Here is a 26936-nt window from a genome sequence, read left to right as displayed (position 1 = left end):
GGTCGGGTGTCGCCCCCCCGCTACGGGGGTGCCCCCCCCCGCCGCGGGAGCCCCTGGGGGCCGCCCCCCCCGGGGGGCTGTCTGTCCAAACCCCCCCCAACCCCGCCCGTCGCCGTTCGATCTACCCGTCGGTAGCATCCTGGTCATGGCAGACACGCAGCAGGTGGACACGCAGCAGGGGGACACGAAGGCCGACCGGCGCGCCGAGCGCCGGGTGGCGCGCCTCGCCCGGTCGATCGACTCCTTCTCCAAGGCGCACGGCGGCGCCGAGGCCCAGGTGGCCTACCTCGGTGAGCGCGGCGCCCGGATCGTCCTCGTGGGCGAGGACGGCGCCTGGGGAGACCTGGTCGCGCGCTCCCACGAGACGGCCCGGCAGGCCGTGGAGAAGTCCGGACTCACCGTCCACGAGGACTTCGACGGCGAGTTCGCCGCGAAGGTGACGACGGGCCGCTACGAGTGGTCGCGCATGGCCGGCATCCAGGTCGGCGGCCCGAGCAACACCTGAGACCGGGTTCACCCGTTAGGACCGTTGAAGCCGTACACGGTCCTGTCACGGGGAGTCCGGATGATCGAAACGCCGTCCCTGGTGGACCAGTACTGCCACGGCGTCCTGAGAACGGAGCTGGGCCTCGGCACCTTCGAGGCCCAGCTGGCCCGCACCGAGGGTCCGCCCGCGCCGGGCACCACCCTCTTCGACACCCAGACCGGCTTCGCGGTACGCCGCTGGTGCCCGCCCCTGCTCGGCCTGGAACCGCACTGCCCGCCCGCCCGCTACCTGGCCCGGCGCCGCGAGCTGGGCGTCATGGAGGCCGACCGCAGGCTGCTGCGCGGCAGCGGCATCACGACGTACCTGGTGGACGCCGGGCTGCCCGGCGACCTGACCGGACCGGGGGAGATGGCGTCCGCGGCGGACGCCGACACCCACGAGATCGTGCGCCTCGAACTGCTGGCCGAACAGGTCGCCGATACCTCCGGCACCGTCGAGTCCTTCCTCGCCAACCTCGCCGAGGCCGTGCACGGCGCCGCCGCGAACGCGGTCGCCTTCACCTCGGTGGCGGGCGTACGGCACGGACTCGCGCTCGCTCCCGAACCGCCCGGCCCCGGCGAGGTGCGCGGGGCCGCCGGGCGCTGGCTGAGCGGGCGCGAGGTGGGCGGGGAACTGAGCGACCCGGTGCTGCTGCGGCACCTGCTGTGGATCGCCGTCGCCTCCGGACTGCCGCTCCAGTTGCACGCCGGCCTCGGCGAGCCGGGCCTGCGCATCGACCGCACCGACCCGGTCCTGCTCACGGACTTCGTCCGGGCCACCGCGGGCCTCGGCACCGACCTGGTCCTCCTGCACGGCTACCCGTACCACCGCCACGCCGCCCACTTGGCCGGCGTCTTCCCGCACGTCTACGCCGACTCCGGCGCCGCCCTGGTGCGCACCGGCGCCCGCGCCGCGACGGTGCTCGCGGAGATCCTGGAGCTGGCCCCCTTCGGCAAGATCCTGTTCTCCAGCGGCGCGCAGGGCCTGCCGGAGCTGCACGTGGTGGCCGCCCGCCTGTTCCGCGAGGCCCTCGGCCGGGTGCTGGGCACCTGGGTGGCGGAGGGGGCGTGGTGCCTGGGGGACGCGCAGCGGGTGGCCGCCATGATCGCGTCGGGGAACGCGGGCCGGGTCTTCGGACTGGAGGCGGCCCCGCCGAGCCCGATCAGGCCCGGGTGAGCGTCGCCTCCGCCGAAGGACCCGGCACCTCGGCCCCCGTCCCACCGGCGCGCTCGCGCACCGCCAGCAGCACCCGCAGCACCGCGATCCACACCAGGCACGAGCCGAGCATGTGCAGCCCGACCAGGACCTCGGGCAGGTCGGTGAAGTACTGGACGTAGCCGATGACACCCTGGGCGAGCAGCACCAGGAAGAGGTCACGGGTACGGGCCAGCGGTCCCTTGGGCGCGTCGACCGCCTTCAGCACGAACCACAGGGCGAACGTCAGCGTCACCACGATCCACGCCAGGACGGCGTGGACCTTGCTCACCGTCTCCCAGTCGACCGGCATCCGCGCGACTTCGCTGGAGTCGCCCGCGTGCGGACCGGAACCGGTGACGACCGTGCCGACCGCGATCAGCAGCACGGAGACGACGGTCAGCACCCACACCATCTGCTGCACGGGCCTGCCGACCAGGGGCCGCGGTGCCGCGTCGCCCTCCCGGGTGCGCTGCCACATCACGGTGGCGACCGCGATCAGCGCGCTGGACAGCAGGAAGTGCGCGGCGACCGTGTACGGGTTGAGCCCGACGAGGACCACGATGCCGCCGAGGATCGCGTTGCCCATCACGATCCAGAACTGCGCCCAGCCCAGCCGGGTCAGCGAGCGCCGGAACGGCTTCTGCGACCGCGCGGCGATGATCGCCCAGCCGACCGCCGCGCACAGCACGTAGGCCAGCATGCGGTTGCCGAACTCGATGACGCCGTGGACGCCCATCTCGCTCGTGTTGGTCAGCGAGTCCTCGGTGCACTTCGGCCAGGTCGGGCAGCCGAGGCCCGAGCCGGTCAGGCGCACCGCGCCGCCGGTGACCACGATGACCACCGACATGACGAGAGCGACGAGAGCCGCCCGCCGGACGGTCCGGGGATCCGGGGTCCAGCGCGCGGCGATGAAGGCGAGCGGGTTGCGCACGGCGGCTACGGCGTCGGCGCGGGTCACGTTTGGCACGCCGTCCATCGTAGGGGTCCGCTTGTGCACGCTTTCACGAGGGTCGGTCCCGGGGCATGCGGCCCTACTCCCAGCGGAAGAACTTCCCGGCGGCCGCGAGTCCCGCGACCGCCCACACGGCGAGGATCGCCAGGTTTCCCCACGGCATCCCGGCACCGTGCTGGAGCACGTCGCGCAGGCCGTCCGACAGGGCGGAGATGGGCAGCAGCCCCAGCACGTCCTGCGCGGCGTCCGGGAACCTGTCCAGCGGCACGATCACGCCGCCGCCCACGAGCAGCAGCAGGAAGACCAGGTTGGCGGCGGCCAGCGTGGCCTCCGCCTTGAGCGTGCCCGCCATGAGCAGCCCGAGCCCGGAGAAGGCGGCCGTGCCGGCGACCAGGAGCAGCAGCACGGACAGGGGGTTGCCGTGCGGCGACCAGCCCAGCGCGAAGGCGATCACCGTCAGCAGGACGATCTGGAGCACCTCGGTGACCAGCACCGACACCGTCTTCGCGGCCATCAGGGCCCAGCGGGGCAGCGGCGACGCGGCCAGCCGCTTCAGCACCCCGTACCGGCGCTCGAAGCCGGTGGCGATGGCCTGTCCGGTGAACGCCGTGGACATGATGGCGAGGGCGAGCACGCCGGGGGCGAGGAAGTCGACGGCCTCCTCGGTGCCGGTGTCGACGATGTCCACGGTGCTGAACAGGACGAGCAGCAGCGTCGGGATGATCACCGTCAGCAGCAGCTGCTCGCCGTTGCGCAGCAGCATCCTCGTCTCCAGCGCCGCCTGCGCCGCGATCATCCGCCCGAGGGGGGCGGCGCCGGGCTGCGGTGCGTACGTGCCGGTCGTGGTCACCCGCGCAACTCCTTGCCAGTCAGCTCCAGAAAGACGTCCTCCAGGGTGTGCCGCTCCACCGAGATGCGGTCCGGCATCACCCCGTGCTGGGCGCACCAGGAGGTCACCGTCGCGAGCAGTTGCGGGTCGACCTTGCCGACGACGCGGTAGGAGCCCGGCGTCAGCTCCGCCGCCGCCGAGTCCGGGGGCAGCGCCTTGAGGAGGGAGGCCACGTCCAGTCCCGGCCGGCCGGTGAACCGCAGGGTGTTCTCGGCGCCGCCGCGGCACAGCTCCTCGGGCGAGCCCTGGGCGATGACCCGGCCCGCGTCGATGATGGCGACGTCGTCGGCCAACTGCTCGGCCTCGTCCATGTGGTGGGTGGTGAGGATGACGGAGACGCCGTCGCCGCGCAGGTCCCGTACGAGGTCCCAGGTGGCGCGGCGGGCCTGGGGGTCCAGGCCGGCCGTCGGCTCGTCCAGGAACACCAGCTCCGGACGCCCGGCCACCGCCATCGCCAGAGCGAGCCGCTGCTGCTGCCCGCCGGAGAGCCTGCGGTACGTGGTCCGGCCGCACGACCCCAGGCCGAGCCGCTCGATCAGCGCGTCGACGTCCAGCGGATGGGCGTGCAGTTTCGCCACGTGGCGCAGCATCTCGTCGGCCCGGGCGCCGGAGTAGACGCCGCCCGATTGGAGCATCACCCCGATCCGGGGGCGCAGCTCGGCGCCCTGCCGCACCGGGTCGAGGCCCAGGACGCGCACCGTCCCGGAGTCCGGCCTGCGGTATCCCTCACAGGTCTCGACGGTCGTCGACTTGCCCGCTCCGTTGGGGCCGAGTACGGCGGTGATACCCGCCCCGGCCACCAGGTCCAGGCCGTCCACCGCGGTCTTCGTGCCGTACCGCTTCACCAGGGCCTGCACCTGGACCACGGGCTCGCTTCGCATGGGTCACGAGTCTAGGGAGACGGCGCGGCGCCCGGGCGCGGGGGTGCGGGATCTCCCCCGCACGGGGCGGGGGCGGTGCGTTTCCGGGGTGTGGGGTGCCACTCGGCGGGGCGCCGCGAGCGACACCGGGCGGGGCGTCAGTCGCGGGGGCGGTGCATGGGGAGCCACCGTTCGGCGTAGGCGACCGCGTCCGGCAGGGGGAACAGGCGTGCGGGGGCCGCGCCGATGGTGCCGCGGGCGACCGGTCGGTCGCGTTCGAAGTCGTGGCCGAGTTCGTCGAAGCGGTCCGACGTGATCGACACCTCGGTCACCCGTTCCCAGCCCACCGGCCCCGGGCGCCCCACCTCCACCAGCGGGGAGGCGATCCGGTACTCGGCCAGGTGGAAGCCGGTGCACGCCTCGTAGCCCGCGCCGAGCAGCAGGACCCGGGCACCGAGCCGTTCCAGCGTGGCCAGCGGGCTGCGCTCGCCGAGCCGGCAGTCGGTCGCGTGGCCCTCGACCACCTCGGCGGCGCGCGCCCCGAGGGCCGCGAACGAGGTCTGCGGATGCGCGCTGCGCCGGGCGCCCGGCCAGGTGCGTACGGTCTCGGGGATCACCCCGACGCCGCGCGAGGGCGTGATCAGCGGGTCGTAGGCGGGCGTCGCGGCACGCACGGTGTCCCACCACTCTTCGGGCACCGGAGGGCTGGTCCACAGGGCCGGGTCCGACAGGTCGCCCGTCTGGGTCGGGACCACCAGCGTGCCGACCGGGCCGAGGGCGTCGAGCAGTCCCTGGACCACCGCGACGGGACCTCCGCAGACCCAGCCGAATGAGCTGAGGGAGGTGTGCGCGAGGAGGGTGTCGCCGGTCCGCACACCCAGCTCGCGCAGCCCCGCGGCGATGGTGCCGCGAGTGACGAGTGGGCCGGTCGGAGGGGGTGTGGGCATGCGGGGGAGTGTCCCGCAGCGCCGTCCGGCGCGCCACCGAATTGATCGATCAAAGATCGTTTCCGCAGGTCAGATTAGGTATACCTAAGTGACGCAGGGCACCGTCCGAAGATCCGGACGCGGGTTGCCCGTCTCCGAGGAATTACGCAACAATGGCGTTGTGAAAAACGTTGGCGAGGCTCCGCAGGAGGAACTCGCGACCGGTGAGCGGTCCACCCGCAACCGTGTCGCGCGCTCCATCCTGGACCACGGGCCGTCGACGGTCGCCGAACTCGCCGGGCGCCTGGGCCTCACCCAGGCGGCGGTCCGGCGCCACCTCGACGCCCTGGTCGCCGACGACGTGGTCGAGGCACGCGAGCAGCGGGTCTACGGCACGCGCACGCGCGGACGCCCCGCCAAGGTCTTCGCGCTCACCGACTGCGGCCGCGACGCCTTCGACCAGTCGTACGACAAGCTGGCCGTGGACGCCCTGCGCTGGATCGCCGAGCGGGAGGGCGGGGAGCAGGCGATCGCCGCCTTCGCCCGGGCCCGGATCGCCGCCCAGGGCGGCGCCTACCGCGAGGCGGTCGACTCCGCCCCGCCCGAGAAGCGCACCGAAGCGCTGGCCAGGGCCCTGAGCGCGGACGGGTACGCTGCTACCGCGCGGAGCGCACCCCATCCGCAGCAGGGCGAGCAGCTGTGCCAGCACCACTGCCCGGTCGCCCACGTCGCAGAGCAGTTTCCGCAGCTGTGCGAGGCGGAGACGGAATTTTTCGCCGAGCTGCTCGGTACGCATGTACAGCGGCTCGCGACCATCGCGCACGGCGACGGGGTCTGCACCACGTTCATTCCGAAGACCTCGCACGCGCCGCCCACGGCGCACACGTCCAAGAACACCGCTAACGCATCTGCAAGCACGGCCGGGAGGAACCCCGCATGACTCTCCCCACGGAGACTGCCCACCCCGAGCTCGAGGGCCTGGGCAAGTACGAATACGGCTGGGCCGACTCCGACACGGCCGGCGCCTCTGCCAAGCGCGGCATCAACGAGGACGTCGTCCGCGACATCTCCGCGAAGAAGAACGAGCCGGAGTGGATGACCAAGCTCCGCCTCAAGGGCCTGCGCCTCTTCGAGAAGAAGCCCATGCCGAACTGGGGCTCGGACCTGTCGGGCATCGACTTCGACAACATCAAGTACTTCGTGCGCTCCACGGAGAAGCAGGCGGAGTCCTGGGAGGACCTGCCCGAGGACATCAAGAACACCTACGACAAGCTCGGCATCCCCGAGGCGGAGAAGCAGCGCCTCGTCGCCGGTGTCGCCGCGCAGTACGAGTCGGAGGTCGTCTACCACCAGATCCGCGAGGACCTGGAGGAGCAGGGCGTCATCTTCCTGGACACCGACACGGCCCTGAAGGAGCACCCGGAGCTCTTCAAGGAGTACTTCGGGACCGTCATCCCCGTCGGCGACAACAAGTTCGCGTCGCTGAACAGCGCGGTGTGGTCCGGCGGCTCCTTCATCTACGTGCCGAAGGGCGTGCACGTCGAGATCCCGCTCCAGGCCTACTTCCGTATCAACACGGAGAACATGGGCCAGTTCGAGCGGACCCTGATCATCGTCGACGAGGGTGCCTACGTGCACTACGTCGAGGGCTGCACCGCGCCGATCTACAGGTCGGACTCGCTGCACTCCGCGGTCGTCGAGATCATCGTCAAGAAGAACGCCCGCTGCCGCTACACGACCATCCAGAACTGGTCGAACAACGTCTACAACCTGGTCACCAAGCGCGCCGTGGCGTACGAGGGCGCGACCATGGAGTGGATCGACGGCAACATCGGCTCCAAGGTGACGATGAAGTACCCGGCCGTCTACCTGATGGGCGAGCACGCCAAGGGCGAGACCCTGTCCATCGCCTTCGCGGGCGAGGGCCAGCACCAGGACGCCGGCTCCAAGATGGTCCACATGGCGCCGAACACCTCCTCCAACATCGTCTCGAAGTCCGTGGCGCGCGGTGGCGGCCGTACGTCCTACCGCGGTCTCGTCGAGATCGGCGAGGGCGCCCATGGCTCCAAGTCGAACGTGCTGTGCGACGCGCTGCTCGTCGACACCATCTCCCGCTCCGACACGTACCCCTACGTGGACGTCCGCGAGGACGACGTGTCCATGGGCCACGAGGCGACCGTCTCCAAGGTCTCCGAGGACCAGCTCTTCTACCTGATGAGCCGCGGTCTGAGCGAGTTCGAGGCGATGGCGATGATCGTGCGCGGCTTCGTCGAGCCGATCGCGAAGGAGCTGCCCATGGAGTACGCCCTCGAACTCAACCGGCTGATCGAGCTGCAGATGGAAGGCGCGGTCGGTTAAGACCCGCACCCGAAGCAGTCGCCAGATTTCTGACGTAGGAAGAGAGCAGACCGACAGCCATGGCTGAGGCTCAGAACATCCCCGTGGGGTCCACCACCGCGGGCCAGATCGCGGTGGCCGCCGAGTCGACCGTCGCCACGCGCATGAGCGCGCCCGCGTCCTTCGACGTGGCGGACTTCCCGGTCCCGCACGGCCGCGAGGAGGAGTGGCGGTTCACGCCGCTGGAGCGGCTGCGCGGGCTGCACGACGGCACCGCGGTCGCCACCGGCGACGGCGTGAAGGTCGACGTCGACGCGCCCGAGGGCGTGGTCGTCGAGACCGTCGGCCGCGACGACGCGCGCATCGGCCGGGCCGGCACCCCGGTGGACCGGGTCGCCGCCCAGGCGTACTCGGCGTTCGAGAAGGCCGGCGTGATCACCGTCCCCAAGGAGACGGTCCTCACCGAGCCGATCCGCATCGCCGTGCACGGCGAGGGTGGCACCGCCTACGCCCACCAGGTCGTCGAGCTGGGCGCCTTCGCCGAGGCCGTGGTCGTCATCGACCACACCGGTGACGCGGTGCTCGCCGCCAACGTCGACTACGTCCTGGGCGACGGCGCCAAGCTGACCGTCGTCTCCGTCCAGGACTGGGACGACAAGGCCGTGCACGTCGGTCAGCACAACGCGCTGATCGGCCGGGACGCCGGCTTCAAGTCGTTCGTCGTCACCTTCGGCGGCGACCTGGTCCGGCTGCACCCGCGCGTGGCGTACGCAGGACCCGGCGGCGAGGCCGAGCTGTTCGGCCTGTACTTCACCGACGCCGGCCAGCACCAGGAGCACCGCCTCCTGGTCGACCACAACGTCCCGCACTGCAAGTCCAACGCCGTCTACAAGGGCGCGCTCCAGGGCGACGACGCGCACGCGGTCTGGATCGGCGACGTGCTCATCGAGGCCGCGGCCGAGGGCACCGACACCTACGAGATGAACCGCAACCTCGTCCTCACGGACGGCGCGCGGGTCGACTCGGTGCCCAACCTGGAGATCGAGACCGGCGAGATCGTCGGCGCCGGCCACGCCTCCGCCACCGGCCGCTTCGACGACGAGCAGCTCTTCTACCTGATGGCGCGCGGCATCCCCGAGATCGACGCCCGCCGCCTGGTGGTCCGCGGCTTCTTCGCCGAACTGGTCCAGCAGATCGGTGTCCCGGACATCGAGGAGCGCCTGATCGCCAAGATCGAGGAAGAGCTGGAGGCGTCGGTCGCATGACCTTCGTACGCGTCTGCGGAGCGGACGAGCTGGAGGAGGACACCCCCAAGAGGGTGGAACTCGACGGCACGCCGATCTCCGTCGTGCACACCGAGGGCGAGCTGTTCGCGATCCACGACATCTGCTCGCACGCGAACGTCTCCCTCGCCGAGGGCGAGGTCGACGACTGCCACATCGAGTGCTGGCTGCACGGCTCGCGCTTCGACCTCCGTTCCGGCAAGCCCGACAGTCTTCCGGCGACGCGCCCCGTCCCCGTTTACCCCGTAAAGATCGAAGGGGACGACGTGCTCGTCTCCCTCACCCAGGAGTCCTGAGGCACCCATGGCAACGCTTGAAATCCGAGACCTGCACGTCACCGTCGAGGCCGACAACGCCACGAAGGAGATCCTCAAGGGCGTCGACCTCACCGTGAAGCAGGGCGAGACGCACGCCATCATGGGCCCGAACGGCTCCGGCAAGTCGACCCTCGCCTACTCCCTCGCGGGTCACCCCAAGTACACGATCACCAGTGGCACCGTCCTGCTCGACGGCGAGGACGTCCTGGAGATGTCCGTCGACGAGCGCGCCCGCGCCGGCCTCTTCCTCGCCATGCAGTACCCGGTCGAGGTCCCCGGCGTCTCGGTCTCCAACTTCCTGCGCACCTCCGCCACCGCCGTCCGCGGCGAGGCCCCCAAGCTGCGCACCTGGGTGAAGGAGGTCAAGGAGGCCATGCAGAACCTCAACATGGACCCCGCCTTCGCCGAGCGCAACGTCAACGAGGGCTTCTCCGGCGGTGAGAAGAAGCGCCACGAGATCCTCCAGCTGGAGCTGCTCAAGCCGAAGATCGCGATCCTCGACGAGACCGACTCCGGCCTCGACGTCGACGCCCTGCGCGTCGTCTCCGAGGGCGTCAACCGCGTCCGCGAGACCGGTGAGGTCGGCACCCTGCTGATCACGCACTACACGCGCATCCTGCGCTACATCAAGCCCGACCACGTCCACGTCTTCGCCAACGGCCGGATCGCCGAGTCCGGCGGCCCCGAGCTGGCCGACAAGCTGGAGGCCGAGGGCTACGAGGCATACACGAAGGGTGGCGCATCCGAGTGACACAGCTGCCGGGCCTCCTCGACACCGAGGCGATCCGCAAGGACTTCCCCATCCTGGACCGCCAGGTCCACGACGGGCACAAGCTCGTCTACCTGGACAACGCGGCGACCAGCCAGAAGCCGCGACAGGTGCTGGACGCGCTCAGCGAGTACTACGAGCGCTACAACGCCAACGTCCACCGCGGCGTGCACGTCCTCGCCGAGGAGGCCACGGCGCTGTACGAGGGCGCGCGCGACAAGGTCGCGGAGTTCATCAACGCGCCCTCGCGGGACGAGGTGATCTTCACCAAGAACGCCTCGGAGTCCCTGAACCTCGTCGCCAACATGCTGGGCTGGGCCGACGACCCGTACCGCGTGGACCACGAGACCGAGATCGTCATCACGGAGATGGAGCACCACTCCAACATCGTGCCGTGGCAGCTGCTCGCGCAGCGCACCGGTGCGAAGCTCCGCTGGTTCGGCCTGACCGACGACGGCCGCCTCGACCTGTCCAACATCGACGAGGTCATCACCGAGAAGACGAAGATCGTCTCCTTCGTGCTGGTCTCCAACATCCTGGGCACCCAGAACCCGGTCGAGGCCATCGTGCGCCGCGCCCAGGAGGTCGGCGCGCTCGTGTGCATCGACGCCTCCCAGGCCGCGCCGCACATGCCGCTGGACGTACAGGCCCTCCAGGCCGACTTCGTGGCCTTCACCGGCCACAAGATGTGCGGGCCGACCGGCATCGGCGTCCTGTGGGGCCGCCAGGAGCTGCTGGAGGACCTCCCGCCGTTCCTCGGCGGCGGCGAGATGATCGAGACCGTCTCGATGCACTCCTCCACGTACGCCCCGGCGCCGCACAAGTTCGAGGCGGGCACGCCCCCGGTCGCGCAGGCGGTCGGTCTGGGCGCGGCGATCGACTACCTCAACTCGATCGGCATGGACAAGATCCTCGCGCACGAGCACGCGCTGACCGAGTACGCGGTCAAGCGGTTGCTGGAGGTTCCCGACCTGCGCATCATCGGCCCCACCACGGCCGAGGAGCGCGGCGCGGCGATCAGCTTCACGCTCGGCGACATCCATCCGCACGACGTGGGCCAGGTCCTCGACGAGCAGGGCATCGCGGTCCGGGTCGGCCACCACTGCGCCCGCCCCGTCTGCCTGCGCTACGGAATTCCTGCGACCACGCGAGCGTCGTTCTATCTGTACTCCACGCCGGCCGAGATCGACGCACTGGTCGACGGCCTGGAGCACGTACGGAACTTCTTCGGCTGACGGGACGAGCGAAGAGCATGAAGCTGGACTCCATGTACCAGGAAGTCATCCTGGACCACTACAAGCACCCGCACGGGCGGGGCTTGCGGGATGGCGACGCCGAGGTCCACCACGTCAACCCGACATGCGGCGACGAGATCACCCTCCGTGTGAAGTACGAGGGCACGACGATCAGTGACGTCAGCTACGAGGGCCAGGGCTGCTCGATCAGCCAGGCGAGCGCCTCCGTGCTGAACGACCTGCTGGTCGGCAAGGACCTCGCCCAGGCGCGGCGGATCCAGGAGACCTTCCTGGAGCTGATGCAGTCCAAGGGCAGGATCGAGCCCGACGACGAGATGGAGGAGATCCTGGAGGACGCGGTCGCGTTCGCCGGGGTCTCGAAGTACCCGGCCCGGGTCAAGTGCGCCCTGCTGAGCTGGATGGCCTGGAAGGACGCGACGGCCCAGGCGCTGGACGGCGCCGACGCCGAGAAGGAGACGACGGCATGACTGAGACCGTGGAAATGAAGCCTGCCTCCGAGGAGGAGGTCCGCGAGGCCCTGCTGGACGTGGTGGACCCCGAGCTGGGCATCGACGTCGTCAACCTGGGCCTGATCTACGGCGTCCACATCGACGACGCGAACATCGCGACCATCGACATGACCCTGACGTCGGCGGCCTGCCCGCTGACGGACGTGATCGAGGACCAGGCCAAGTCCGCCACGGACGGCCTCGTCAACGAGCTGCGCATCAACTGGGTCTGGATGCCGCCGTGGGGCCCGGACAAGATCACGGACGACGGCCGCGAGCAGCTGCGGGCGCTCGGGTTCAACGTCTGAGACAGTCTGAGCCGCACCGCTTTCCAGAACGGCGACGCCCATCGGGCGTCGCCGTTCTGCGTGTCATCGGGCCCGCCGTTATGTACGCTCGTACACATGGGATATCTGCTCCTGGCCGGAGCCATCGCCGCCGAGGTCGCCGGAACCACCGCCATGAAGTACAGCGAGGGCTTCAGCAGGCTGGTCCCCTCGCTCCTGACGGCGCTCGGGTACGTGCTCTCCTTCGCGCTGCTCGCGCAGACCCTGAAGGTGCTGTCCGTCGGCACCGCCTACGCCATCTGGGCAGGCGTGGGCACGGCCGCCATCGCCACGATCGGGGTGGCGTTCATGGGGGAGGGGATGACGCTCACCAAGGCCGCCGGGATCGCGCTGATCATCATCGGGGTCGTCGTCCTCAACCTGGGCGGCGCGCACTGATGTCCCGGCGCTACGACCCCGAGCGACGCCAGCGCCTCATCGACGCGGCGATCCGGGTGGTCGGCCGCAAGGGCATCGCCGGCCTCAGCCACCGCACGGCGGCCGCCGAGGCAGACGTACCGCTGGGCTCGACGACGTACCACTTCGCGACCCTGGACGAGCTGCTGGTCGCCGCCCTGCGCCAGGCCAACGAGGGCTTCGCCAAGGTCGTGGCCGCGCACCCGGGCCTGTCCGACCCCGACGCCGACCTGCCCGGCGAACTGGCCCGCGTGCTCGGCGAGTGGCTGGCCGGGGACCGCACGGGCGTGGAGCTGGAGTACGAGCTGTACCTGGCCGCGCTGCGCCGCCCCGCCCTGCGTCCGGTGGCGGCGGAGTGGGCCGAGGGCGTCGCCGACCTGCTCTCCCACCGCACGGACCCGCTCACGGCGCGGGCCCTGGTCGCGCTGATGGACGGCGTCTGCCTCCAGGTGCTGCTGACGGACACGCCGTACGACGAGGAGTACACGCGGGAGGTACTGGCTCGGGTGATCCCGCCGGGCGCGTGATCGCCGGGCCCGTGACCGCGGGGCGAGACGGCCGCGGGGTCGGCTCGCATCGGTGGGCGGCGGCCGGTTAGGTTGCCCTCATGACCGACACGACTGCTCCCCGCACCACCGGCGCCGTGGCCGCCGGGCTTGCCACCATCGCCGCCGACGGCACCGTCCTCGACACCTGGTTCCCGGCCCCCGAACTGTCCGCCGAGCCGGGCCCGTCCGGCACCCAGCGCCTCACGGCCGAACAGGCCGCCGACCTTCTCGGCGCAGGCGCGACCGCCGCGGTCGGTCCGGACGCCCGCCGCGGTGTCGAGGTGGTCGCGGTCCGTACGGTCATCTCCTCGCTGGACGAGAAGCCGGTCGACACGCACGACGTCTACCTGCGCCTGCACCTGCTCTCCCACCGCCTGGTCAAGCCGCACGGCCAGAGCCTGGACGGCATCTTCGCCCACCTCGCCAACGTCGCCTGGACCTCGCTGGGCCCGGTCGCCGTCGACGACGTCGAGAAGGTCCGCCTCAACGCCCGCGCCGAGGGCCTGCACCTCCAGGTGACCTCGATCGACAAGTTCCCGCGCATGACGGACTACGTCGCCCCCAAGGGCGTGCGCATCGCCGACGCCGACCGCGTCCGCCTCGGCGCACACCTCTCCGAGGGCACGACCGTGATGCACGAGGGCTTCGTCAACTTCAACGCGGGCACGCTGGGCACCTCGATGGTCGAGGGCCGCATCTCCGCGGGCGTCGTCGTCGGCGACGGTTCCGACATCGGCGGCGGCGCCTCCACCATGGGCACCCTCTCCGGCGGCGGCAACGTGCGCATCGTCATCGGCGAGCGCTGCCTGGTCGGCGCCGAGGCGGGCGTGGGCATCGCGCTCGGCGACGAGTGCGTGGTCGAGGCCGGCCTCTACGTCACCGCCGGCACCCGCGTGACGATGCCCGACGGCCAGGTCGTCAAGGCCCGCGAACTCTCCGGCGCCTCCAACATCCTCTTCCGCCGCAACTCGGTCACGGGCACGGTCGAGGCCCGCCCGAACAACGCGGTGTGGGGCGGCCTGAACGAGATCCTGCACAGCCACAACTGACCCACCCGAACGGCCCCCGGGCGGCGCTTCCGGTCGGAAGCGCCGCCCTTGGTGTGTGCCCTCTGGGAAGATGTGACGTCCGGTCACATGGGGGAGGGCTGTTGAAGGACGAGTCGGGTTCCGGGGTGGACTGGAGTGCCGCCTACGCGGCTTCGCGGAACCGGTACGAGCGGTACTGCGGCAAGCTCCAGGAGTTGCTCGGGCAGGTGCTGGAGAAGTGCGGCGTCGAGTACGTGCAGATGGAGGGCCGGGCGAAGGACGTCGCGAGTTTCACCGAGAAGATCCAGCGCAAGGGCGGGAAGTACACCGACCCGCTGGCCGAGGTGACGGATCTGGCCGGGATCCGGATCATCGCCTACTACGTGGAGGACGTCGAGAGGATCGCGGGCATCATCCGGCAGGAGTTCTCCGTGCTGGAGGAGCACAGCGGGGACAAGCAGGCGGAGTTGGCGGACAACGAGTTCGGGTACGCCTCCTTCCACCTGGTGCTGGAGCTGGCGGACAAGAGGAGCTCGCTCCTCGAGTGGGACGAGTTCCGCGGGCTCAAAGCCGAGATCCAGGTGCGGACGGCGCTCCAGCACGCGTGGGCCGCGGTCAACCACAAGCTGGACTACAAGAAGTCCCAGGACAGCCCCCGGGAGTTGCGGCGGCGCCTGTTCCGGCTCAGTGCCCTCTTCGAGCTGGCGGACGAGGAGTTCTCGAAGATCAGGCTCGAGGGGGAGCGGATCTCCGCCGACTACGTCCGCGAGGTGCGCAGCGGCACCTACGACCTGGAGGTCAACGTCGACTCCGTGACCGCGTGGATCCGCGAGGATCCCCTGGTGGCGCGGGTGCGGCAGGTCGCCCAGCGGATCGGCTGGCCACTGCTCGGCGACTCCGAACCCGTACCGCCCGTGGACCGCAGAGACCTGGTGCACTTCCTGAACACGCAGGACATGACCCGCATCGGTGACCTGCGGGACGCCCTGGACCAGGGCGAACCCCTGATCGAGCCCGTCCTGAGACGGTTCATCGACGACGAGGAGGAACCGCACCCCACCTCCATGGAGGACCTGATGACCCAGTTCCTCCTCGTGTACAAGAAGGTGCCCGTGGAGGTCTGGAACGCCTATTACGAGCCCACGGACGCGTTCTCGGCGGCGCGCGACCTGGTGCCGTAGGGGGGCGGCCGCACGGTCGTGACCCGACGCGCCCCCGCACGTACGGATGACCCCCCGTGACCTTCCCGTGGTCTTGGCGGATGAACGGGTGGACGCAGAGTCCGATCAGACGCCGATCCGACGAGACGAGGGCCTGGTATGACGAACGAGCGGGCGAGGACCATGGTGCGTTGGCTGGCCGGGGCGGGGGCCGCCGTGCTGGTGTGCTGGGTTCCGGCGGGTGCCGCGTACGCCGACGAGACGACGACCGGGTCGCACAACGGCCCCAGGGTCGGGCTCCTCAACGTCAACGTCGGGCAGATCGACGACCCCGCCGAGGACGTACTGGAGCACACCCTGCTGTTCGGCGACGGCTACGCCTGGAACTGAGCCGCCTCGGACGTCAGGCCCCGGTACGCCGCCAGCAGTTCGGCGGTCGTCTCCCGGTCCGCGGCGCGCAGTGGCGCGCGGACCGGTCCTGACGGCAGGCCCAGCGCGCCGAGCAGCGCCTTCGTGGTGACCGTGCCGGGCAGGCCCGCCGCCATCATCGGCTCGATCAGGGCGAGCGTCCGCCGCTGGAGGCGTGCGGCCCCTGCGGTGTCCCCCGCGTCGAAGGCGTCGAGGAGGGCGCGGAACAGGTCCGGGACGACGTTCGCGACGGTGCTGACGTACCCGGCGGCGCCGAGCGCGTACAGGGCGAGGATCTGTTCGTCGCAGCCCGCGTAGTACGCCAGGCCGGTGCGGGACAGGACCTTCTGGGTGCCCAGCAGGTCGTAGGAGCAGTCCTTGACGGCGACGATGCGCGGGTGGTCGGCGAGGCGGACGAGCGTGTCGGGCTCGATGCGGGTGCCGGTGCGGCCGGGGATGTCGTACAGGGCGAGGGGGAGTCCGCAGGCGTCCGCGATCTCCCGGAAGTGCGCCTCCAGGGCGTCCTGCGGGGGCCTGCTGTAGTACGGCGCGACCACCAGCAGTCCGTCCGCGCCGGCCTTCTCCGCGGCCAGGGCCAGCTCGACGGTGTGCCGCGTGTCCGCCGTGCCCACCCCGGCGACCAGTGCGGCACGGTCCCCGACCGCCTCCCGCACCGCCGTCACCAGCGCCGACTTCTCGGCGTCCGTGGTGGTCGGCGACTCGCCCGTGGTGCCGGACAGCACCAGGCCGTCGCAGCCCGCAGCCACCAGCCGGTCGGCGAGCCGCTGGGCGCCGTCGAGGTCCAGCGCTCCGGAGTCGGTGAAGGGCGTGACCATCGCGCAGAGGGCACGGCCGAAGGGGGGAGGAGTGGGGCGGTCGTCGTCTGTCGTCAGGGGAGTCATGGGAGTCATGGGAGTAGTGTCGGCAGGGCGACACTGTAGCTCCACTTAATTCTTCTACGAAGTATGTGTAAGGAGTGCTGTAGGAACGGGGTGCGGCCCGGCCGGGGACCAGGGCAGGGGTAGTGCCCGGCGGCGTGGGGTACCCGGGGTGCTTCCAACCGAGAGGAGGAGGTACACCGTGACCGGAACCATGCACACCAGGCCGGTGCACGACGAGCACCACTCCGTGGGCGAACTCGTCGGTCAGGCCACTGAGCAGCTCTCCCGGCTCGTGCGCCAGGAAGTGTCCCTCGCCAAGCTGGAGCTGGCGGAGAAGGGCAAGCGCGCGGGGCGCGGCGGCGGCATGCTCGGAGCCGCGGGCGCCGTCGCGTACGTCGGCCTGTTCGCCCTCGCCGGCACGGCCACCGCCGCGCTCTCGCTGGTGTTGCCCGTGTGGGCCGCGGCGCTCATCGTGACGGCGGCGCTCTTCGTGATCGCCGGCATCCTCGCCGCGACCGGTCGCGCCCAGCTCCGTCGAGCCGTACCCCCCAAGCCCGAGGAGGCCCTCGGCAGTGTCAGGGCCGACGTGGACCAGATCAGGGAAAGGGCGCATCGATGACCGACGCGACGAGCGGGGACCGCCCGAGGACCGGTTCCACCGCGCAGCCCACCGGGGCCAAGGGCCCCGACGAACTGCGCAGGCAGATCGAACAGACCCGCAGCCAGCTCGGCGACACCGTGGAGGAACTGGCGGGGAAGGCGGACGTGAAGGGCCGTGCCAAGGCCCGGGCCGCCGACCTGCGGGACAAGGCCGGCGCCATGACCGTGCAACTGCGCAGTTCCGCCGCGCACGCGGGCCACACCGTGCAGGACAAGGCGGGCCGGGCCGGTCACCACGCCGAGGAGCGCGTGCCGGACCGGGCGCGCGGCGCCGTGCGGACGGGGCTGGGGCATCCGCGGGTGCTGCTGGTCGCCGGCGCGGCCGCGTGCGCCCTGGCCACGGTGGGCGTGCTGCGCCACCGCCACCAGGGGCACCGCTGAACCACGACACGCGCGTACGCGCGCGAGCGACGAGGGACACCGCCCACGGGGTGCCCCTCGTCGCTCGCGTCGTACCGGCGGCCGTAGCGCTGGTCGTGGCGGTGGTCGTAGCGGCACCTGGTCGCACTTGACCTCAACCAAGGTCGAGGTCACAGGGTGGTGCGTGCACCCGACGACCACCGACCAGTGGAGGCCGGCATGACCCGCCGTACCGACGCACACCCCGTACTCGACCGTCCCGACGTCGAGGCACCCCTCTTCAGCACCTGGCGGGTGGGCACCCCCGAACGGCAGCGCCTGACCGTCGACGCCATCGCCCGGACCTGGGAGCGCCGCCCCTGGCCCGCCGACGGCCTGCACGGCTACCACGTCTACACCGGCCACGACGGCAATACCCTGCTCCACCACTCCCAGTGGGCGAACGAGCAGGCGTTCGACGCCTTCGTGAAGGTCCACCGGCAGGAGCGCGTCGACGAGATCGACACCGCCGTGCCGGGCATCGAGCGGGTCGGCCTCGGCACGTACCGGCGCTACCGCAGCGGCACCCGAGAGAACGGGACCGCCCCCGTCCCGGGGTGCGTCGTGATCGTCGACATCGAGTTCGAGAGCCCCGACCCCGACCGGCAGCGCGCCTGGGTCGACGCAGTCTTCGAGGCACTGGAGAGCGAGCCGGAGCAGCACCCCGGCGGCATCTCCGCCCACTTCCACCTCAGCACCGACGGCACCCGCGTCCTCAACTACGCGGAGTGGGAGAGCGCCCAGGCCCACATCGACGCCCTCGCCGCACCCGGCGAGGGGATCGGCTCGGCGACGGCCGCGTGGCGGCGGGTCCAGAACTGGCCGGGCCTGAAGAGCAGTACGGTCAACCGCTACGACCACGCCCTCGGCCTCGTGCCCCGCTGAACCCGCCCCACCGCGCTCAGGTCACGGACGGAACCGCAGCACCTGCGGGTCGTGGTCGCTGACCTGGTCGTGGAACTCGGCGTTCACGTGCACGCTGTCGTACGACAGTCGCCCGGCCCACCGGATCGACGGGCTGACCAGGATCTGGTCGAGGACCTGGCTGTTGCCCTGATAGACGTACGAGTAACGCTCGCTCCTCGGCAGCGACTTGACCGCCGACCACAGGGCGCCGCCGTCCTCCAGGATGCGCGTGGTCTTCGAGAACTCGAAGTCGTTGATGTCGCCCAGCGCGACGACGTCGGCGTTCCGCTGCGCGGAGAGGATGTCCTTGACGAAGGTGTTCACGGCCTTCGCCTGGAGGTGGCGCTGGGTCTCCGAGGAGCGCGACGGCGGCTGGTACTGCGCCGTCAGACCCTGGTCGCCGCCCTTGGAGTTGAAGTGGTTGGCGATGACGAAGACGGTCCGGCCGCGGAAGACGAACTCGCCGGCCAGCGGCTTGCGGCTGTTCGCCCAGGCCTGGTTCGCCGGGTCGACCCGCCCCGGGGAGTGGGTCAGCTCGGCCTCGCCGCGCACCCTGCGCACGCCCGTCGCGGTGGTCGCGTCGCCGCCCGCGCGGTCCGTGAAGGAGACCCGCTCGGGGTTGAACAGGAAGGCCTGGCGGATGTTGCCGCCGGGCTCGCCGCCGTCCGCCTTGTCGACGGGGTCGATGCCCCGCCACTCGTAGCGCGGGCCGCCGGCCGCGACGATCGCGTCGATCAGTCTGCCGAGCGTCGCGTCGGCGGCCACCGTGCCGTCGTCCGTGGCGCCGTTGTTGTCCTGGATCTCCTCCAGGGACACGATGTCGGGCGACTTCAGGTTGTGCACGATCGCGTCGGCGTGCGCGGCGAAGGTGTCGTCCGACGGGTCGAGGTTCTCGACGTTGTACGTCGCCACCGCCAGCTCCCGGCCGCTCTGCCGGCGGGTCGACTCACGCTCGGTGCCCCCGCTCTCCAGGGCGCCGATCTCGCTCGCCACCAGCGTGTAGCCGCCGTACTGGTTGTAGTCGAGGGGGCCCGCGGTGGTGCCGGCGAGGGTGTCGCCCACGTGGGCGTCGGGGAAGTCGGCCGGCTTGCCGAGCGACTGGATCTGAAGGCGGCCGGTGTTCTGGGCGTCGTAGGAGCCGTAGACGGTGCCGCCGCGGCGGTTCCGGTTCTCCCAGGGCTTCACCGTGACCCACAGCTCGGTGTACGGGTCGGAGGCGCCGACCACCCGGGCGTCGGCGACCCGGACGGTCATGCCCTCCAGCGACTCGTAGCGGTCCAGGGCGTACCGGTCGGGGCGCAGCCGCAGGCCGTTGACGGACCCGTTCGCCGCCGGGTCGCCCTCGGGGGCGTACGCGCGCGGCACGGAGCGGGCGGAGACCGTCGTCGCCGCGGGGAGTGCGTTGCCGCCCGAGACGACGGTGACCGTCGGACGGGTGATCTCCGTCAGCGACTGGTTGCCCGAGGACGTGCCGCCCGGGACGTACTCCGAGACCGTGCCCGAGACGGTGACCGCGTCACCGACGGCGACCGCCGGGGCCGCGTTCGTGAAGACGAAGACGCCCTCGCTGGTGGCCGGGTCGGCGTCGGGCCGCGGATCCTGGATCCAGAACCCCTTGGAGGAGCCGTAGCCGCGGACGCCGGTGACGATTCCGGCCACGTCCGTGACCTGCTTGCCCGCGTACGGCGACAGACGGGTGCTGCCCTGGATGTCGTGGACCCGCACCGGGCCTTCGGATGCGGAGCCGGCCTGCGCGGGCGAGGTGAGGACGACGGTGGACGCCGCCGAGCACACTGCGGCGACGGTGAGCGCGGCGAGGCGCGTGGAGGACTTGCTGGCCAACGGGATCCCTCCGGGGACGTGACGTGGCGCCGGGACGAGGGTGGACGGCGGGGGGCCACAGGGCGCACGGACCCGCGTCACACACGTGTCCCCCCCCGCTCTTCCCCCGCTTTCTACGCGCGTCAATCTCGTGCCTGCCCACGCGCGTTGTCAAGGTTTCGGCCATGTACGCCGTCCGACGGGGAGATGAACCGGGCGGCATGGGTGGAAACCCGTCTAGGCTGGGCCGTCGAGCCGTACGGCATCCGGATTCGGCCGTACGGCGGTCAAGGCGCGCGAGGAGAAACAGCCGATGTCAGACAGCTCCACCCTGCCGCCCGCACGGCTGCGCCCCGAAGCGGAGCTGGCCCGCGAGGCACTGTCCACGCCGGTCCTCGCCCGGGCCGCGCGGCTGGCCCGCTGGGCCGGGGCGGACACCCGCGTCGACGCCGGGGGCGGACTCGTCGAGGAACAGCTGCCGGCCGCCGCCGAGCAGCTCGGACTGACCGGCGACGACGCCGCGGCGTACGCGAGCGAGGCATGGCGGATCGCCGTCGACACCGGGCTCGTCGAGATCACCGACGAGGAGGCGGGCACCGTCGCCGCGGGCGAGGACCTCGCCCTGCTGACCGGCGGCTCCCCGCAGGACGTGCTCGGGCTGTGGGTCACCGCCCTGGAGGCCGTCCTCGCCGACGCGAGCGTCCCCGACCTGGACGACCTGGTCGACGCCATGGCCGAGGGCGGCGAGGTGGACCTGTCCTCCCTCGACTGGGACCCGGAGGCCGAGGCCGAGTTCCTCGACGGCGTGCTCGGCAACCTCTACCTGCTCACCGTCGGCGAGGACGGCCCCGGCGAGGCCCCGGTGCCGCTGCCCGCGCTGGCCGCCTCCGTGATCGTGCCCAGCGACATGGGCGAGCCCAGCAACGAGGTCCTGGAGCAGGTGTCGGACGCGATGATGCGCCTGGACGACCAGTTCCGGCTCCTTGAACCGGTCGGGCTCGTCGAGTACCAGCCGGTCGACGAGGCCCTGATGGCCGACGCCGACGAGGAACCCGCGGCACCCGTCGACGAGACCGACGTCGCCCGCTACGGCATGGTGCGGCTCACCCCGCTCGGACTGTACGGACTGCGCGCCCGGCTGCTGGACGCCGGCTTCGAGGCCCCCGCCGTCGGCGACCTCGCCGACAAGGGCGCCGACGTGCTGCTCGACGGCACCGCCCCCTTCCCGCCGGCCGCGGCCCACGCCGAGACCGAGCTGTGGCTGGCCGGGCGGAGCCCGCTCGACGCCGCCCGCGAACTGCTCGCGGCGGCCCGCGGTTCCGACTCCGGCGCGCCGCTGCGCCGGTTGCGCTGCCAGCAGGCGCTCTCCCTCGTCGGCACGGAGGCCGAGCCCGCGCTGCGCGAGGTCCTCGACGACGCCGAACTGGGCGGCCTCGCCCGGGTGTGGCTCACCGAGCACGGGGCCCGGGACGTGCCCGCGCCGCCCCAGGAGATGGTCTTCTGGCTGACCATCGACACCCTCGCCGCCCAGCTCGCCGCCGAGGGCAACTCCGAGGAGCTGCGCGCCCTGGTGGAGGGCCTCGCCCGCCAGCACAGCGGGTTCTTCGATACGGTCTGGCGGGTCGAGCACCCCGCCACGCCGGACGTCCTGGAGGCGATGGGGCGGCTGCACCCCGACAAGAAGATCGCCAAGGAGGCCCGCAAGGCGGCGTTCAAGGCGCGGTCGCAGCAGGGCGGCTGAGCGGCACGGCGCGGGCGTGCGGGGAGCGGGTGCGGGGAGAGGTCTCCGCCAGTTCAACTCCCGTTCAGTGACGGGCGGGATCCGTGTTCAGGCACGGGCGGAACTGTGACGCCGGACCGAGGTCCGCCACCCTCCACGGCACGCCCACCGTCACAGGAGACACCATGTCGCTCACCCGCAGGGACTTCGCCAGTCGATCCGCGCTCACCGGCGCCGGAGTCGCACTGGCGGGCAGCGTCGGCGCCCTCGCCACCGCCCCGAACGCCCTCGCGTCCACGGAGGCCGAGAGCGCGGCGGACGAGCACGGCAGCGGGCACGACCACGACCACCACCACGGCGGCGTCGGCTACGGGCCGCTGATCCCCGACCCCGACGGCATCCTCGCGCTGCCCGCCGGCTTCCGCTACGAGATCATCACCTACTCCGGGCGGACCAGGCTGGAGTCCGGCGAGTACACCCCGTCCAACCACGACGGCACGGCCGCCTTCGCCGGCCCGCGCGGCACCACGCTCCTCGTCAACAACCACGAACTCGGCGGCCACCGCGACGACTGGCCGCACCCCGTCCCGCTCACCGAGGGCCTCGTCTACGACCCGGCCGCCGCCGGCGGCTGCACCGTCGTCGAGGTCCGGCGCGGCGGCCACGTCGCCGAATGGGTCGGCATCGCGGGCACCGCCACCAACTGCGCCGGCGGCAGCACCCCTTGGGGCACCTGGCTGACCTGCGAGGAGACCGAGGACAGGGCCGGCGAGGAGGGGATGACCAAGGACCACGGCTACGTCTTCGAGGTCGACCCCGAGGACCGGCGCGCCAACCGGAACCCCGAGCCGGTCAAGGCGCTCGGCCGCTACGCCCACGAGGCCGTCGTCATCGACCCCAAGCGCGGCCACGCCTACCTCACCGAGGACGCCTCCGGCCCCAACGGCCTGCTCTACCGCTGGACCCCGCCGGAGCACTTCCGGCACGGGCGGGGCCGGCTGCGCGGCCTCGCCGACGACGCCGGGGTCCTGCAGGCCTTCAAGTGCTTCGACTCCGGCGGCAAGTTCGTCGACGACCTCTCCCGGGCGACGAAGACCGGCACGGTGTACGGCGTCGACTGGGTCGACGTCCCCGACCGCGACGCGAGGACCACGCCGGTCCGCAAGCAGTTCGCCGCCGGGGAGGTCACCCGCGCCCGCAAGCTGGAGGGCATGTGGTGGGCCGACGGCGGCACCTACATCGTCTCCTCCTACGCCCGTGACGAGAGCCCGGGCCGCCCGCACGACGGCCAGGTCTGGTTCTACGACCCCAAGCGCCGCACCCTCACGCTGAAGGTCCTCCTCGGCGTCAACACCGACCCGTCCGCCGACGGCGCCTTCGACGGCCCCGACAACATCACCGTCTCCCCGTACGGCGGCCTGGTCATCGCCGAGGACGGCGAGGGCGTCCAGCACCTCTTCGGCGCGACCGACAGCGGACGCACCTACCCCATCGCCCGCAACGAACTGAACATCGGCGACGAGGACGACCCGTCGTACAGCGAGTTCACCGGCGTCACCTTCTCCCCCGACGGCCGCACCCTGTACGCCAACATCCAGACGCCCGGCATCATGCTGGCGATCACGGGGCCCTGGAAGCGGCAGAAGCGCCGGTAACACCTTCTGTCCCTCGGACGAGTGGTCCACTCGAGTTGGAACAAGTCAGCTCCCCTTGGCTAATTAGCGTTCCCGTGTCGTGTACGTGGGCGATCGGCAAGGGGAGAGGCGGAGGTGGTTGAGTGTCGCCTTCCAGTGTTGTCGTACAACAAGGCATGGGACACGAGGCCAGTACGCTACGGCCCTCATCAGGGTCCTCGCGACCACTCCGTCGGCGAAGTGGTTTCTGCTGAGCCCGTCTCCATCACGTCCGGGGAGGTGGAAGAAGCGCTGGATATCCGGTTGGTATCCGGGCGTGAGTGGAAGCGGTCAGACACTCTTGTTCCGGGCGACCGGATCCCGCTCGCATTGACGGCCGGCCGTTTCGGAGGACAGGGAAACTCGGACGAGGGCTACTTCGTGGGCGCCATGCCCGGTGATGGTGGAATGACGTCCTGCACACCCGAATTCCATGGCGACCCCGCGGATGGTGCGGTGTCGTTCATGCGTACGCTGGCTGCGGAGTACGGATGCGGTGTGCGTGAGATCCCCTCGGGAAGCATTGTGCGTCTGAGGTTCCCGTACCTTTCGGGGCGGCGTAACCCTCTGACTCAATGCCTCCGGCGTTTCGGTGTCTGGGGACAAAGTTGTGCGGAGAAACATCTCCCTGATGAGCTGTTCAGCCGAGACTTCTGGATCGGGTGCCTCTCTGGGCTAATCGACACCGACGGCCATGTGCGCGAAAGGCGCAATCCCAAGGGCACCGTTCACAGTTCGGTCGAGTACGCCACCGTCTCACCCGTACTGGCGAGGCAAGTCGCCGATGCTCTCCTTCGGCTGGGCGTCACCAGTACGCACCGGGTGATCGAGAGGTTCGTATCGGGTACAAGGCGACCAGGCTCGAAGGCATCGCGCATGCAGTGGGTCATGTCGAGGCCGCTCGAAGCGACATGCACGGATACGACGATAGTGTCGCCCTGGACAGAGTCAAAAACGTCGAGTCGGCCGGCAGAAAGCGCGTCTTCAGCCTTGACGTGGGGCCTGCGTCCTTGTTCATCGTGAACGGTCTGGTGACGGGTGCGTCGAGGCGTTCCTGAGCTTCTCGACTACAACGCTCGACAGGTGGCAACGGCGGCAGCGGCACCTCGGATAGGCTGGACGGAAGGTTACCGCCGGGCAGGAGACGGGGATGGCGCAGGTCAGGCCCATGCGGGCGGATGCCCGGCGTAACCGTGAGCGGTTGCTGGCGGTGGCGGCGGAAGCCTTCGCCGAGCACGGGGAGGGTGCCTCCCTGGACGACATCGCCCGGCGTGCCGGGGTGGGCGTCGGTACCCTGTACCGGCACTTTCCGACGCGGCAGGCGTTGCTGGAGGCCGCCTACCTGGAGCGCCTGGAGGCGATCGCTGCCCGCGCCGACGTGATCGCGGCCGCGCGGCCGGCGGGCACGGCGCTCATGGCGTGGCTCGACGAGCTGGCCGTCGGGATGCTCCAGGTACGCGGGCTCAAGGCGCTGCTCGGCACGGCCGTCACCGGCGGCGGGCCCGCGTGCGGCGACTGTGTGCGCGGCGCGGCGACCCGGCTCGTGCGGGCCGCGCAGGAGGCCGGTGCGCTGCGGCCGGACGTGGAGCCGGTCGAGGTGCTGAGACTGCTGCACGGCGTGGTGACGGCGGCCGAGGCGGCCGACGAGGTGGACGGCACGGCCGTACGGCGGTACCTGTCGCTGCTCATGGAGGGACTGGGGCAGGCCGCCTAGGGGCGCCCGCGGCCCGGCGCCCCCAGGTGTCCCCGGTCGCTTACAGCGCCTGGCCGGCCGGCTTCACCATGCCGCGGACCGTGCGGGACTTGACGAAGTCGCCGATGGCGGTCATCTCCCACTCGCCGGAGTACTGGCGGATCAGCTTCGCCATCATCACGCCGGTCTGCGGTTCGGCGCTGGTGAGGTCGAAGCGGACCAGTTCCTCGCCGCTCGCGGCGTCGATGAGGCGGCAGTAGGCCTTGGCGACCTCCGTGAACTTCTGGCCCGAGAAGGAGTTCACCGTGAAGACCAGGCCGCTGACCTCCTGCGGGAGCCGGCCGAGGTCGACGACGATCACCTCGTCGTCGCCGCCGCCCTCGCCGGTCAGGTTGTCGCCGGAGTGCTTGATCGCGCCGTTCACGATCGAGAGCTTGCCGAAGTAGCAGCTGTCGATGTGGTTGCGCTGCGGGCCGTAGGCGATGACCGACGCGTCCAGGTCGATGTCCTTGCCGCGGTACGCCGGCTCCCAGCCGAGGCCCATCTTGACCTGGGAGAGCACCGGTCGGCCGCCCTTGACGAGGGACACGGTCTGGTTCTTCTGGAGGCTGACCCGGCCCTTGTCCAGGTTGATCTTCCCGGCGCCCGGGGCGGGGGCGGGCGGCGCCGCCGGTGCCGCGATCGGAGCGGCGGGCATCGTGGGCGCGGCGGCGGGCGGGGGCGGCGGGGTGGCCGCCTGGGGCTGGGCCGGGGGAGCGGCCGGGGCGGGCTCCTCCACCGTGACGCCGAAGTCGGTGGCGATGCCGGCCAGGCCGTTGGCGTAGCCCTGGCCGACCGCGCGGGCCTTCCAGGCGCCGTTGCGCAGGTAGACCTCCACGATCACCAGTGCGGTCTCGGCGCCGAGCTGCGGGGGCGTGAAGGTGGCGAGGACGGAGTTGTCGTCGCCGTTGCGGATGGTGGCGGTCGGTTCGATGCCCTGGAAGGTCTGGCCCGCGGCGTCCGGGCTCGCGGTGACGACGATCTTCTCGATGCCCGGCGGGACGGCGGAGGTGTCGACCACGATCGCGTCCGGGGCGGTGCCGCCGCCGGAGCGGTAGGTCACGCCCTGGCCGGTGGGCTGGTTGTAGAAGATGAAGTCGTCGTCGGAGCGCACCTTGCCGTCGGCGGTGAGCAGCAGGCCCGATACGTCGAGCCGCACGGGAGCGGCGACGTCCACCGTCACGCGGGCGGCGGAGAGGGGGATGTTCGAGCCGGGGGTCATAGCTGTCATGCCGGGTGAACGAGCGAGCGCGTTTTACCGTTCCCTTACCCGGCGGCCAATCGGGTCAGCGGCGGTTACGGGGGTGGGGTCTGATCATGGGGGACTGTACCGGGGGGGGGGAGGGGGCGGGGGGGGGGGGGGCCACGCGTGTGGGCCCCCCCCCCCCCCCCCGGGCCCGGCCCGGGGGGGGGGGGGCCCCCCCCCCCCCCCCCCCGCGCCCGGGGGGGGGGACACC

Annotated in this window: 29 protein-coding genes; 22 read left to right on the top strand and 7 right to left on the bottom strand. The window is 71.3% G+C overall.

Features of this window, described 5'->3' with window-relative positions:
* Window positions 1-145: 145 nt before the first annotated feature.
* Window positions 146-505, top strand: coding sequence for a hypothetical protein (locus tag ACFC1X_RS27725; RefSeq protein WP_307011181.1), 360 nt, complete (start codon window positions 146-148; stop codon window positions 503-505).
* 60 nt (window positions 506-565) lie between these two features.
* Window positions 566-1702, top strand: a complete 1137-nt coding sequence (locus tag ACFC1X_RS27720) for an amidohydrolase family protein (RefSeq protein WP_376358224.1) — start codon at window positions 566-568, stop codon at window positions 1700-1702.
* Here ACFC1X_RS27720 and ACFC1X_RS27715 read toward each other — a convergent pair.
* The 4 genes from ACFC1X_RS27715 to ACFC1X_RS27700 all read right to left on the bottom strand — a co-directional run bounded on the left by ACFC1X_RS27715 (window position 1689) and on the right by ACFC1X_RS27700 (window position 5371).
* Window positions 1689-2699, bottom strand: coding sequence for a heme A synthase (locus ACFC1X_RS27715; RefSeq protein WP_376358223.1), 1011 nt, complete (start codon window positions 2697-2699; stop codon window positions 1689-1691). The two genes, ACFC1X_RS27720 and ACFC1X_RS27715, sit on opposite strands and share 14 nt — an antisense overlap.
* 55 nt (window positions 2700-2754) lie before the next feature.
* A complete protein-coding gene (locus ACFC1X_RS27710) occupies window positions 2755-3471 on the bottom strand; it encodes an ABC transporter permease (RefSeq protein ID WP_376358240.1) in 717 nt (238 codons plus the stop codon).
* A gap of 50 nt (window positions 3472-3521) precedes the next feature.
* Window positions 3522-4445 (bottom strand): ABC transporter ATP-binding protein, encoded by a 924-nt coding sequence (locus ACFC1X_RS27705; RefSeq protein WP_376358221.1) that lies wholly within the window; start codon window positions 4443-4445, stop codon window positions 3522-3524.
* Window positions 4446-4582: 137 nt separating this feature from the next.
* The gene (locus tag ACFC1X_RS27700) at window positions 4583-5371 is read right to left on the bottom strand and encodes an aminoglycoside N(3)-acetyltransferase (RefSeq protein ID WP_376358219.1); all 789 of its coding nucleotides are present in this window, start codon (window positions 5369-5371) and stop codon (window positions 4583-4585) included.
* Between the two features lie 160 nt (window positions 5372-5531).
* Between ACFC1X_RS27700 and ACFC1X_RS27695 the strand changes: the two genes are divergently transcribed.
* From ACFC1X_RS27695 to ACFC1X_RS27635, 13 genes are all read left to right on the top strand, one after another.
* On the top strand, window positions 5532-6290 hold the full coding sequence (locus tag ACFC1X_RS27695) for a helix-turn-helix transcriptional regulator (RefSeq protein ID WP_376358216.1): 759 nt from the start codon (window positions 5532-5534) through the stop codon (window positions 6288-6290).
* Window positions 6287-7708 carry a Fe-S cluster assembly protein SufB gene (sufB, locus tag ACFC1X_RS27690; RefSeq protein WP_376358213.1) on the top strand — a complete coding sequence of 474 codons (1422 nt, stop codon included), beginning with the start codon at window positions 6287-6289 and terminating at the stop codon, window positions 7706-7708. Before ACFC1X_RS27695 ends, sufB begins: the two co-directional genes overlap by 4 nt.
* A gap of 59 nt (window positions 7709-7767) precedes the next feature.
* Window positions 7768-8952 carry a Fe-S cluster assembly protein SufD gene (gene sufD / locus ACFC1X_RS27685; RefSeq protein WP_376358210.1) on the top strand — a complete coding sequence of 395 codons (1185 nt, stop codon included), beginning with the start codon at window positions 7768-7770 and terminating at the stop codon, window positions 8950-8952.
* Window positions 8949-9266 (top strand): non-heme iron oxygenase ferredoxin subunit, encoded by a 318-nt coding sequence (locus ACFC1X_RS27680; protein WP_064727285.1) that lies wholly within the window; start codon window positions 8949-8951, stop codon window positions 9264-9266. Before sufD ends, ACFC1X_RS27680 begins: the two co-directional genes overlap by 4 nt.
* Window positions 9267-9273: 7 nt before the next feature.
* Window positions 9274-10038 (top strand): Fe-S cluster assembly ATPase SufC, encoded by a 765-nt coding sequence (gene sufC / locus ACFC1X_RS27675; protein ID WP_307011159.1) that lies wholly within the window; start codon window positions 9274-9276, stop codon window positions 10036-10038.
* Window positions 10035-11291, top strand: coding sequence for a cysteine desulfurase (locus tag ACFC1X_RS27670; protein ID WP_376358206.1), 1257 nt, complete (start codon window positions 10035-10037; stop codon window positions 11289-11291). Before sufC ends, ACFC1X_RS27670 begins: the two co-directional genes overlap by 4 nt.
* Window positions 11292-11308: 17 nt before the next feature.
* On the top strand, window positions 11309-11779 hold the full coding sequence (gene sufU / locus ACFC1X_RS27665; protein WP_376358203.1) for a Fe-S cluster assembly sulfur transfer protein SufU: 471 nt from the start codon (window positions 11309-11311) through the stop codon (window positions 11777-11779).
* Complete coding sequence (locus tag ACFC1X_RS27660; RefSeq protein ID WP_125493824.1) at window positions 11776-12108, top strand: metal-sulfur cluster assembly factor; 333 nt, start codon at window positions 11776-11778, stop codon at window positions 12106-12108. Before sufU ends, ACFC1X_RS27660 begins: the two co-directional genes overlap by 4 nt.
* Before the next feature lie 96 nt (window positions 12109-12204).
* The gene (locus ACFC1X_RS27655) at window positions 12205-12525 is read left to right on the top strand and encodes a multidrug efflux SMR transporter (RefSeq protein ID WP_125493823.1); all 321 of its coding nucleotides are present in this window, start codon (window positions 12205-12207) and stop codon (window positions 12523-12525) included.
* Window positions 12525-13070, top strand: coding sequence for a TetR/AcrR family transcriptional regulator (locus ACFC1X_RS27650; RefSeq protein ID WP_376358200.1), 546 nt, complete (start codon window positions 12525-12527; stop codon window positions 13068-13070). Before ACFC1X_RS27655 ends, ACFC1X_RS27650 begins: the two co-directional genes overlap by 1 nt.
* An 80-nt stretch (window positions 13071-13150) precedes the next feature.
* The gene (gene dapD / locus ACFC1X_RS27645; protein WP_122614846.1) at window positions 13151-14140 is read left to right on the top strand and encodes a 2,3,4,5-tetrahydropyridine-2,6-dicarboxylate N-succinyltransferase; all 990 of its coding nucleotides are present in this window, start codon (window positions 13151-13153) and stop codon (window positions 14138-14140) included.
* Between the two features lie 101 nt (window positions 14141-14241).
* Window positions 14242-15300, top strand: a complete 1059-nt coding sequence (locus ACFC1X_RS27640; protein ID WP_376358197.1) for a GTP pyrophosphokinase family protein — start codon at window positions 14242-14244, stop codon at window positions 15298-15300.
* 138 nt (window positions 15301-15438) lie between these two features.
* Window positions 15439-15669 carry a hypothetical protein gene (locus tag ACFC1X_RS27635; protein WP_376358194.1) on the top strand — a complete coding sequence of 77 codons (231 nt, stop codon included), beginning with the start codon at window positions 15439-15441 and terminating at the stop codon, window positions 15667-15669.
* Here the strand turns inward: ACFC1X_RS27635 and dapA are convergent.
* Entirely contained in the window at window positions 15654-16598 is a 945-nt protein-coding gene (gene dapA, locus ACFC1X_RS27630) for a 4-hydroxy-tetrahydrodipicolinate synthase (protein ID WP_376358192.1), read from the bottom strand. The genes ACFC1X_RS27635 and dapA overlap by 16 nt on opposite strands.
* 169 nt (window positions 16599-16767) lie before the next feature.
* Between dapA and ACFC1X_RS27625 the strand changes: the two genes are divergently transcribed.
* The 3 genes from ACFC1X_RS27625 to ACFC1X_RS27615 all read left to right on the top strand — a co-directional run bounded on the left by ACFC1X_RS27625 (window position 16768) and on the right by ACFC1X_RS27615 (window position 18512).
* Window positions 16768-17187, top strand: coding sequence for a phage holin family protein (locus tag ACFC1X_RS27625; protein WP_234953415.1), 420 nt, complete (start codon window positions 16768-16770; stop codon window positions 17185-17187).
* Window positions 17184-17609, top strand: a complete 426-nt coding sequence (locus ACFC1X_RS27620; protein WP_376358188.1) for a DUF3618 domain-containing protein — start codon at window positions 17184-17186, stop codon at window positions 17607-17609. The genes ACFC1X_RS27625 and ACFC1X_RS27620 overlap by 4 nt, the downstream gene beginning before the upstream one ends.
* A 198-nt stretch (window positions 17610-17807) precedes the next feature.
* Complete coding sequence (locus ACFC1X_RS27615) at window positions 17808-18512, top strand: antibiotic biosynthesis monooxygenase family protein (RefSeq protein WP_376358185.1); 705 nt, start codon at window positions 17808-17810, stop codon at window positions 18510-18512.
* A 21-nt stretch (window positions 18513-18533) separates the two neighbouring features.
* Here ACFC1X_RS27615 and ACFC1X_RS27610 read toward each other — a convergent pair whose 3' ends face one another.
* A complete protein-coding gene (locus ACFC1X_RS27610; RefSeq protein WP_376358182.1) occupies window positions 18534-20375 on the bottom strand; it encodes an endonuclease/exonuclease/phosphatase family protein in 1842 nt (613 codons plus the stop codon).
* A 292-nt stretch (window positions 20376-20667) separates the two neighbouring features.
* Between ACFC1X_RS27610 and ACFC1X_RS27605 the strand changes: the two genes are divergently transcribed.
* From ACFC1X_RS27605 to ACFC1X_RS27590, 4 genes are all read left to right on the top strand, one after another.
* Complete coding sequence (locus ACFC1X_RS27605) at window positions 20668-22095, top strand: hypothetical protein (RefSeq protein ID WP_376358179.1); 1428 nt, start codon at window positions 20668-20670, stop codon at window positions 22093-22095.
* A 164-nt stretch (window positions 22096-22259) separates the two neighbouring features.
* Window positions 22260-23729 carry a PhoX family protein gene (locus ACFC1X_RS27600; protein WP_376358176.1) on the top strand — a complete coding sequence of 490 codons (1470 nt, stop codon included), beginning with the start codon at window positions 22260-22262 and terminating at the stop codon, window positions 23727-23729.
* Between the two features lie 408 nt (window positions 23730-24137).
* Entirely contained in the window at window positions 24138-24770 is a 633-nt protein-coding gene (locus ACFC1X_RS27595; protein WP_376358237.1) for an LAGLIDADG family homing endonuclease, read from the top strand.
* Between the two features lie 127 nt (window positions 24771-24897).
* A complete protein-coding gene (locus tag ACFC1X_RS27590; protein WP_376358174.1) occupies window positions 24898-25461 on the top strand; it encodes a TetR/AcrR family transcriptional regulator in 564 nt (187 codons plus the stop codon).
* 40 nt (window positions 25462-25501) lie between these two features.
* Here ACFC1X_RS27590 and ACFC1X_RS27585 read toward each other — a convergent pair whose 3' ends face one another.
* Window positions 25502-26701, bottom strand: a complete 1200-nt coding sequence (locus tag ACFC1X_RS27585) for a TerD family protein (protein WP_376358234.1) — start codon at window positions 26699-26701, stop codon at window positions 25502-25504.
* Window positions 26702-26936 lie beyond the last annotated feature (235 nt).

The organism is Streptomyces sp. NPDC056128, assembly GCF_042263835.1.
Lineage (GTDB): Bacteria > Actinomycetota > Actinomycetes > Streptomycetales > Streptomycetaceae > Streptomyces.
This window is presented reverse-complemented; position numbering and strand designations above follow the sequence as displayed.

Excerpts from the sequence above, each read along its gene's own strand:
- ACFC1X_RS27725 (WP_307011181.1), top strand. The coding sequence starts at position 146 with ATGGCAGACACGCAGCAGGTGGACACGCAGCAGGGGGACACGAAGGCC.
- ACFC1X_RS27620 (WP_376358188.1), top strand. The coding sequence starts at position 17,184 with ATGACCGACGCGACGAGCGGGGACCGCCCGAGGACCGGTTCCACCGCG.
- ACFC1X_RS27660 (WP_125493824.1), top strand. The coding sequence starts at position 11,776 with ATGACTGAGACCGTGGAAATGAAGCCTGCCTCCGAGGAGGAGGTCCGC.
- sufB (WP_376358213.1), top strand. The coding sequence starts at position 6,287 with ATGACTCTCCCCACGGAGACTGCCCACCCCGAGCTCGAGGGCCTGGGC.
- ACFC1X_RS27600 (WP_376358176.1), top strand. The coding sequence starts at position 22,260 with ATGTCGCTCACCCGCAGGGACTTCGCCAGTCGATCCGCGCTCACCGGC.
- ACFC1X_RS27595 (WP_376358237.1), top strand. The coding sequence starts at position 24,138 with ATGCCCGGTGATGGTGGAATGACGTCCTGCACACCCGAATTCCATGGC.
- sufU (WP_376358203.1), top strand. The coding sequence starts at position 11,309 with ATGAAGCTGGACTCCATGTACCAGGAAGTCATCCTGGACCACTACAAG.
- ACFC1X_RS27655 (WP_125493823.1), top strand. The coding sequence starts at position 12,205 with ATGGGATATCTGCTCCTGGCCGGAGCCATCGCCGCCGAGGTCGCCGGA.
- sufC (WP_307011159.1), top strand. The coding sequence starts at position 9,274 with ATGGCAACGCTTGAAATCCGAGACCTGCACGTCACCGTCGAGGCCGAC.
- ACFC1X_RS27700 (WP_376358219.1), bottom strand. The coding sequence starts at position 5,371 with ATGCCCACACCCCCTCCGACCGGCCCACTCGTCACTCGCGGCACCATC.
- ACFC1X_RS27680 (WP_064727285.1), top strand. The coding sequence starts at position 8,949 with ATGACCTTCGTACGCGTCTGCGGAGCGGACGAGCTGGAGGAGGACACC.
- ACFC1X_RS27720 (WP_376358224.1), top strand. The coding sequence starts at position 566 with ATGATCGAAACGCCGTCCCTGGTGGACCAGTACTGCCACGGCGTCCTG.
- ACFC1X_RS27650 (WP_376358200.1), top strand. The coding sequence starts at position 12,525 with ATGTCCCGGCGCTACGACCCCGAGCGACGCCAGCGCCTCATCGACGCG.
- dapA (WP_376358192.1), bottom strand. The coding sequence starts at position 16,598 with ATGACTCCCATGACTCCCCTGACGACAGACGACGACCGCCCCACTCCT.
- sufD (WP_376358210.1), top strand. The coding sequence starts at position 7,768 with ATGGCTGAGGCTCAGAACATCCCCGTGGGGTCCACCACCGCGGGCCAG.
- ACFC1X_RS27710 (WP_376358240.1), bottom strand. The coding sequence starts at position 3,471 with ATGATCGCGGCGCAGGCGGCGCTGGAGACGAGGATGCTGCTGCGCAAC.
- dapD (WP_122614846.1), top strand. The coding sequence starts at position 13,151 with ATGACCGACACGACTGCTCCCCGCACCACCGGCGCCGTGGCCGCCGGG.
- ACFC1X_RS27585 (WP_376358234.1), bottom strand. The coding sequence starts at position 26,701 with ATGACCCCCGGCTCGAACATCCCCCTCTCCGCCGCCCGCGTGACGGTG.
- ACFC1X_RS27615 (WP_376358185.1), top strand. The coding sequence starts at position 17,808 with ATGACCCGCCGTACCGACGCACACCCCGTACTCGACCGTCCCGACGTC.
- ACFC1X_RS27715 (WP_376358223.1), bottom strand. The coding sequence starts at position 2,699 with ATGGACGGCGTGCCAAACGTGACCCGCGCCGACGCCGTAGCCGCCGTG.
- ACFC1X_RS27705 (WP_376358221.1), bottom strand. The coding sequence starts at position 4,445 with ATGCGAAGCGAGCCCGTGGTCCAGGTGCAGGCCCTGGTGAAGCGGTAC.
- ACFC1X_RS27635 (WP_376358194.1), top strand. The coding sequence starts at position 15,439 with ATGACGAACGAGCGGGCGAGGACCATGGTGCGTTGGCTGGCCGGGGCG.
- ACFC1X_RS27590 (WP_376358174.1), top strand. The coding sequence starts at position 24,898 with ATGGCGCAGGTCAGGCCCATGCGGGCGGATGCCCGGCGTAACCGTGAG.
- ACFC1X_RS27605 (WP_376358179.1), top strand. The coding sequence starts at position 20,668 with ATGTCAGACAGCTCCACCCTGCCGCCCGCACGGCTGCGCCCCGAAGCG.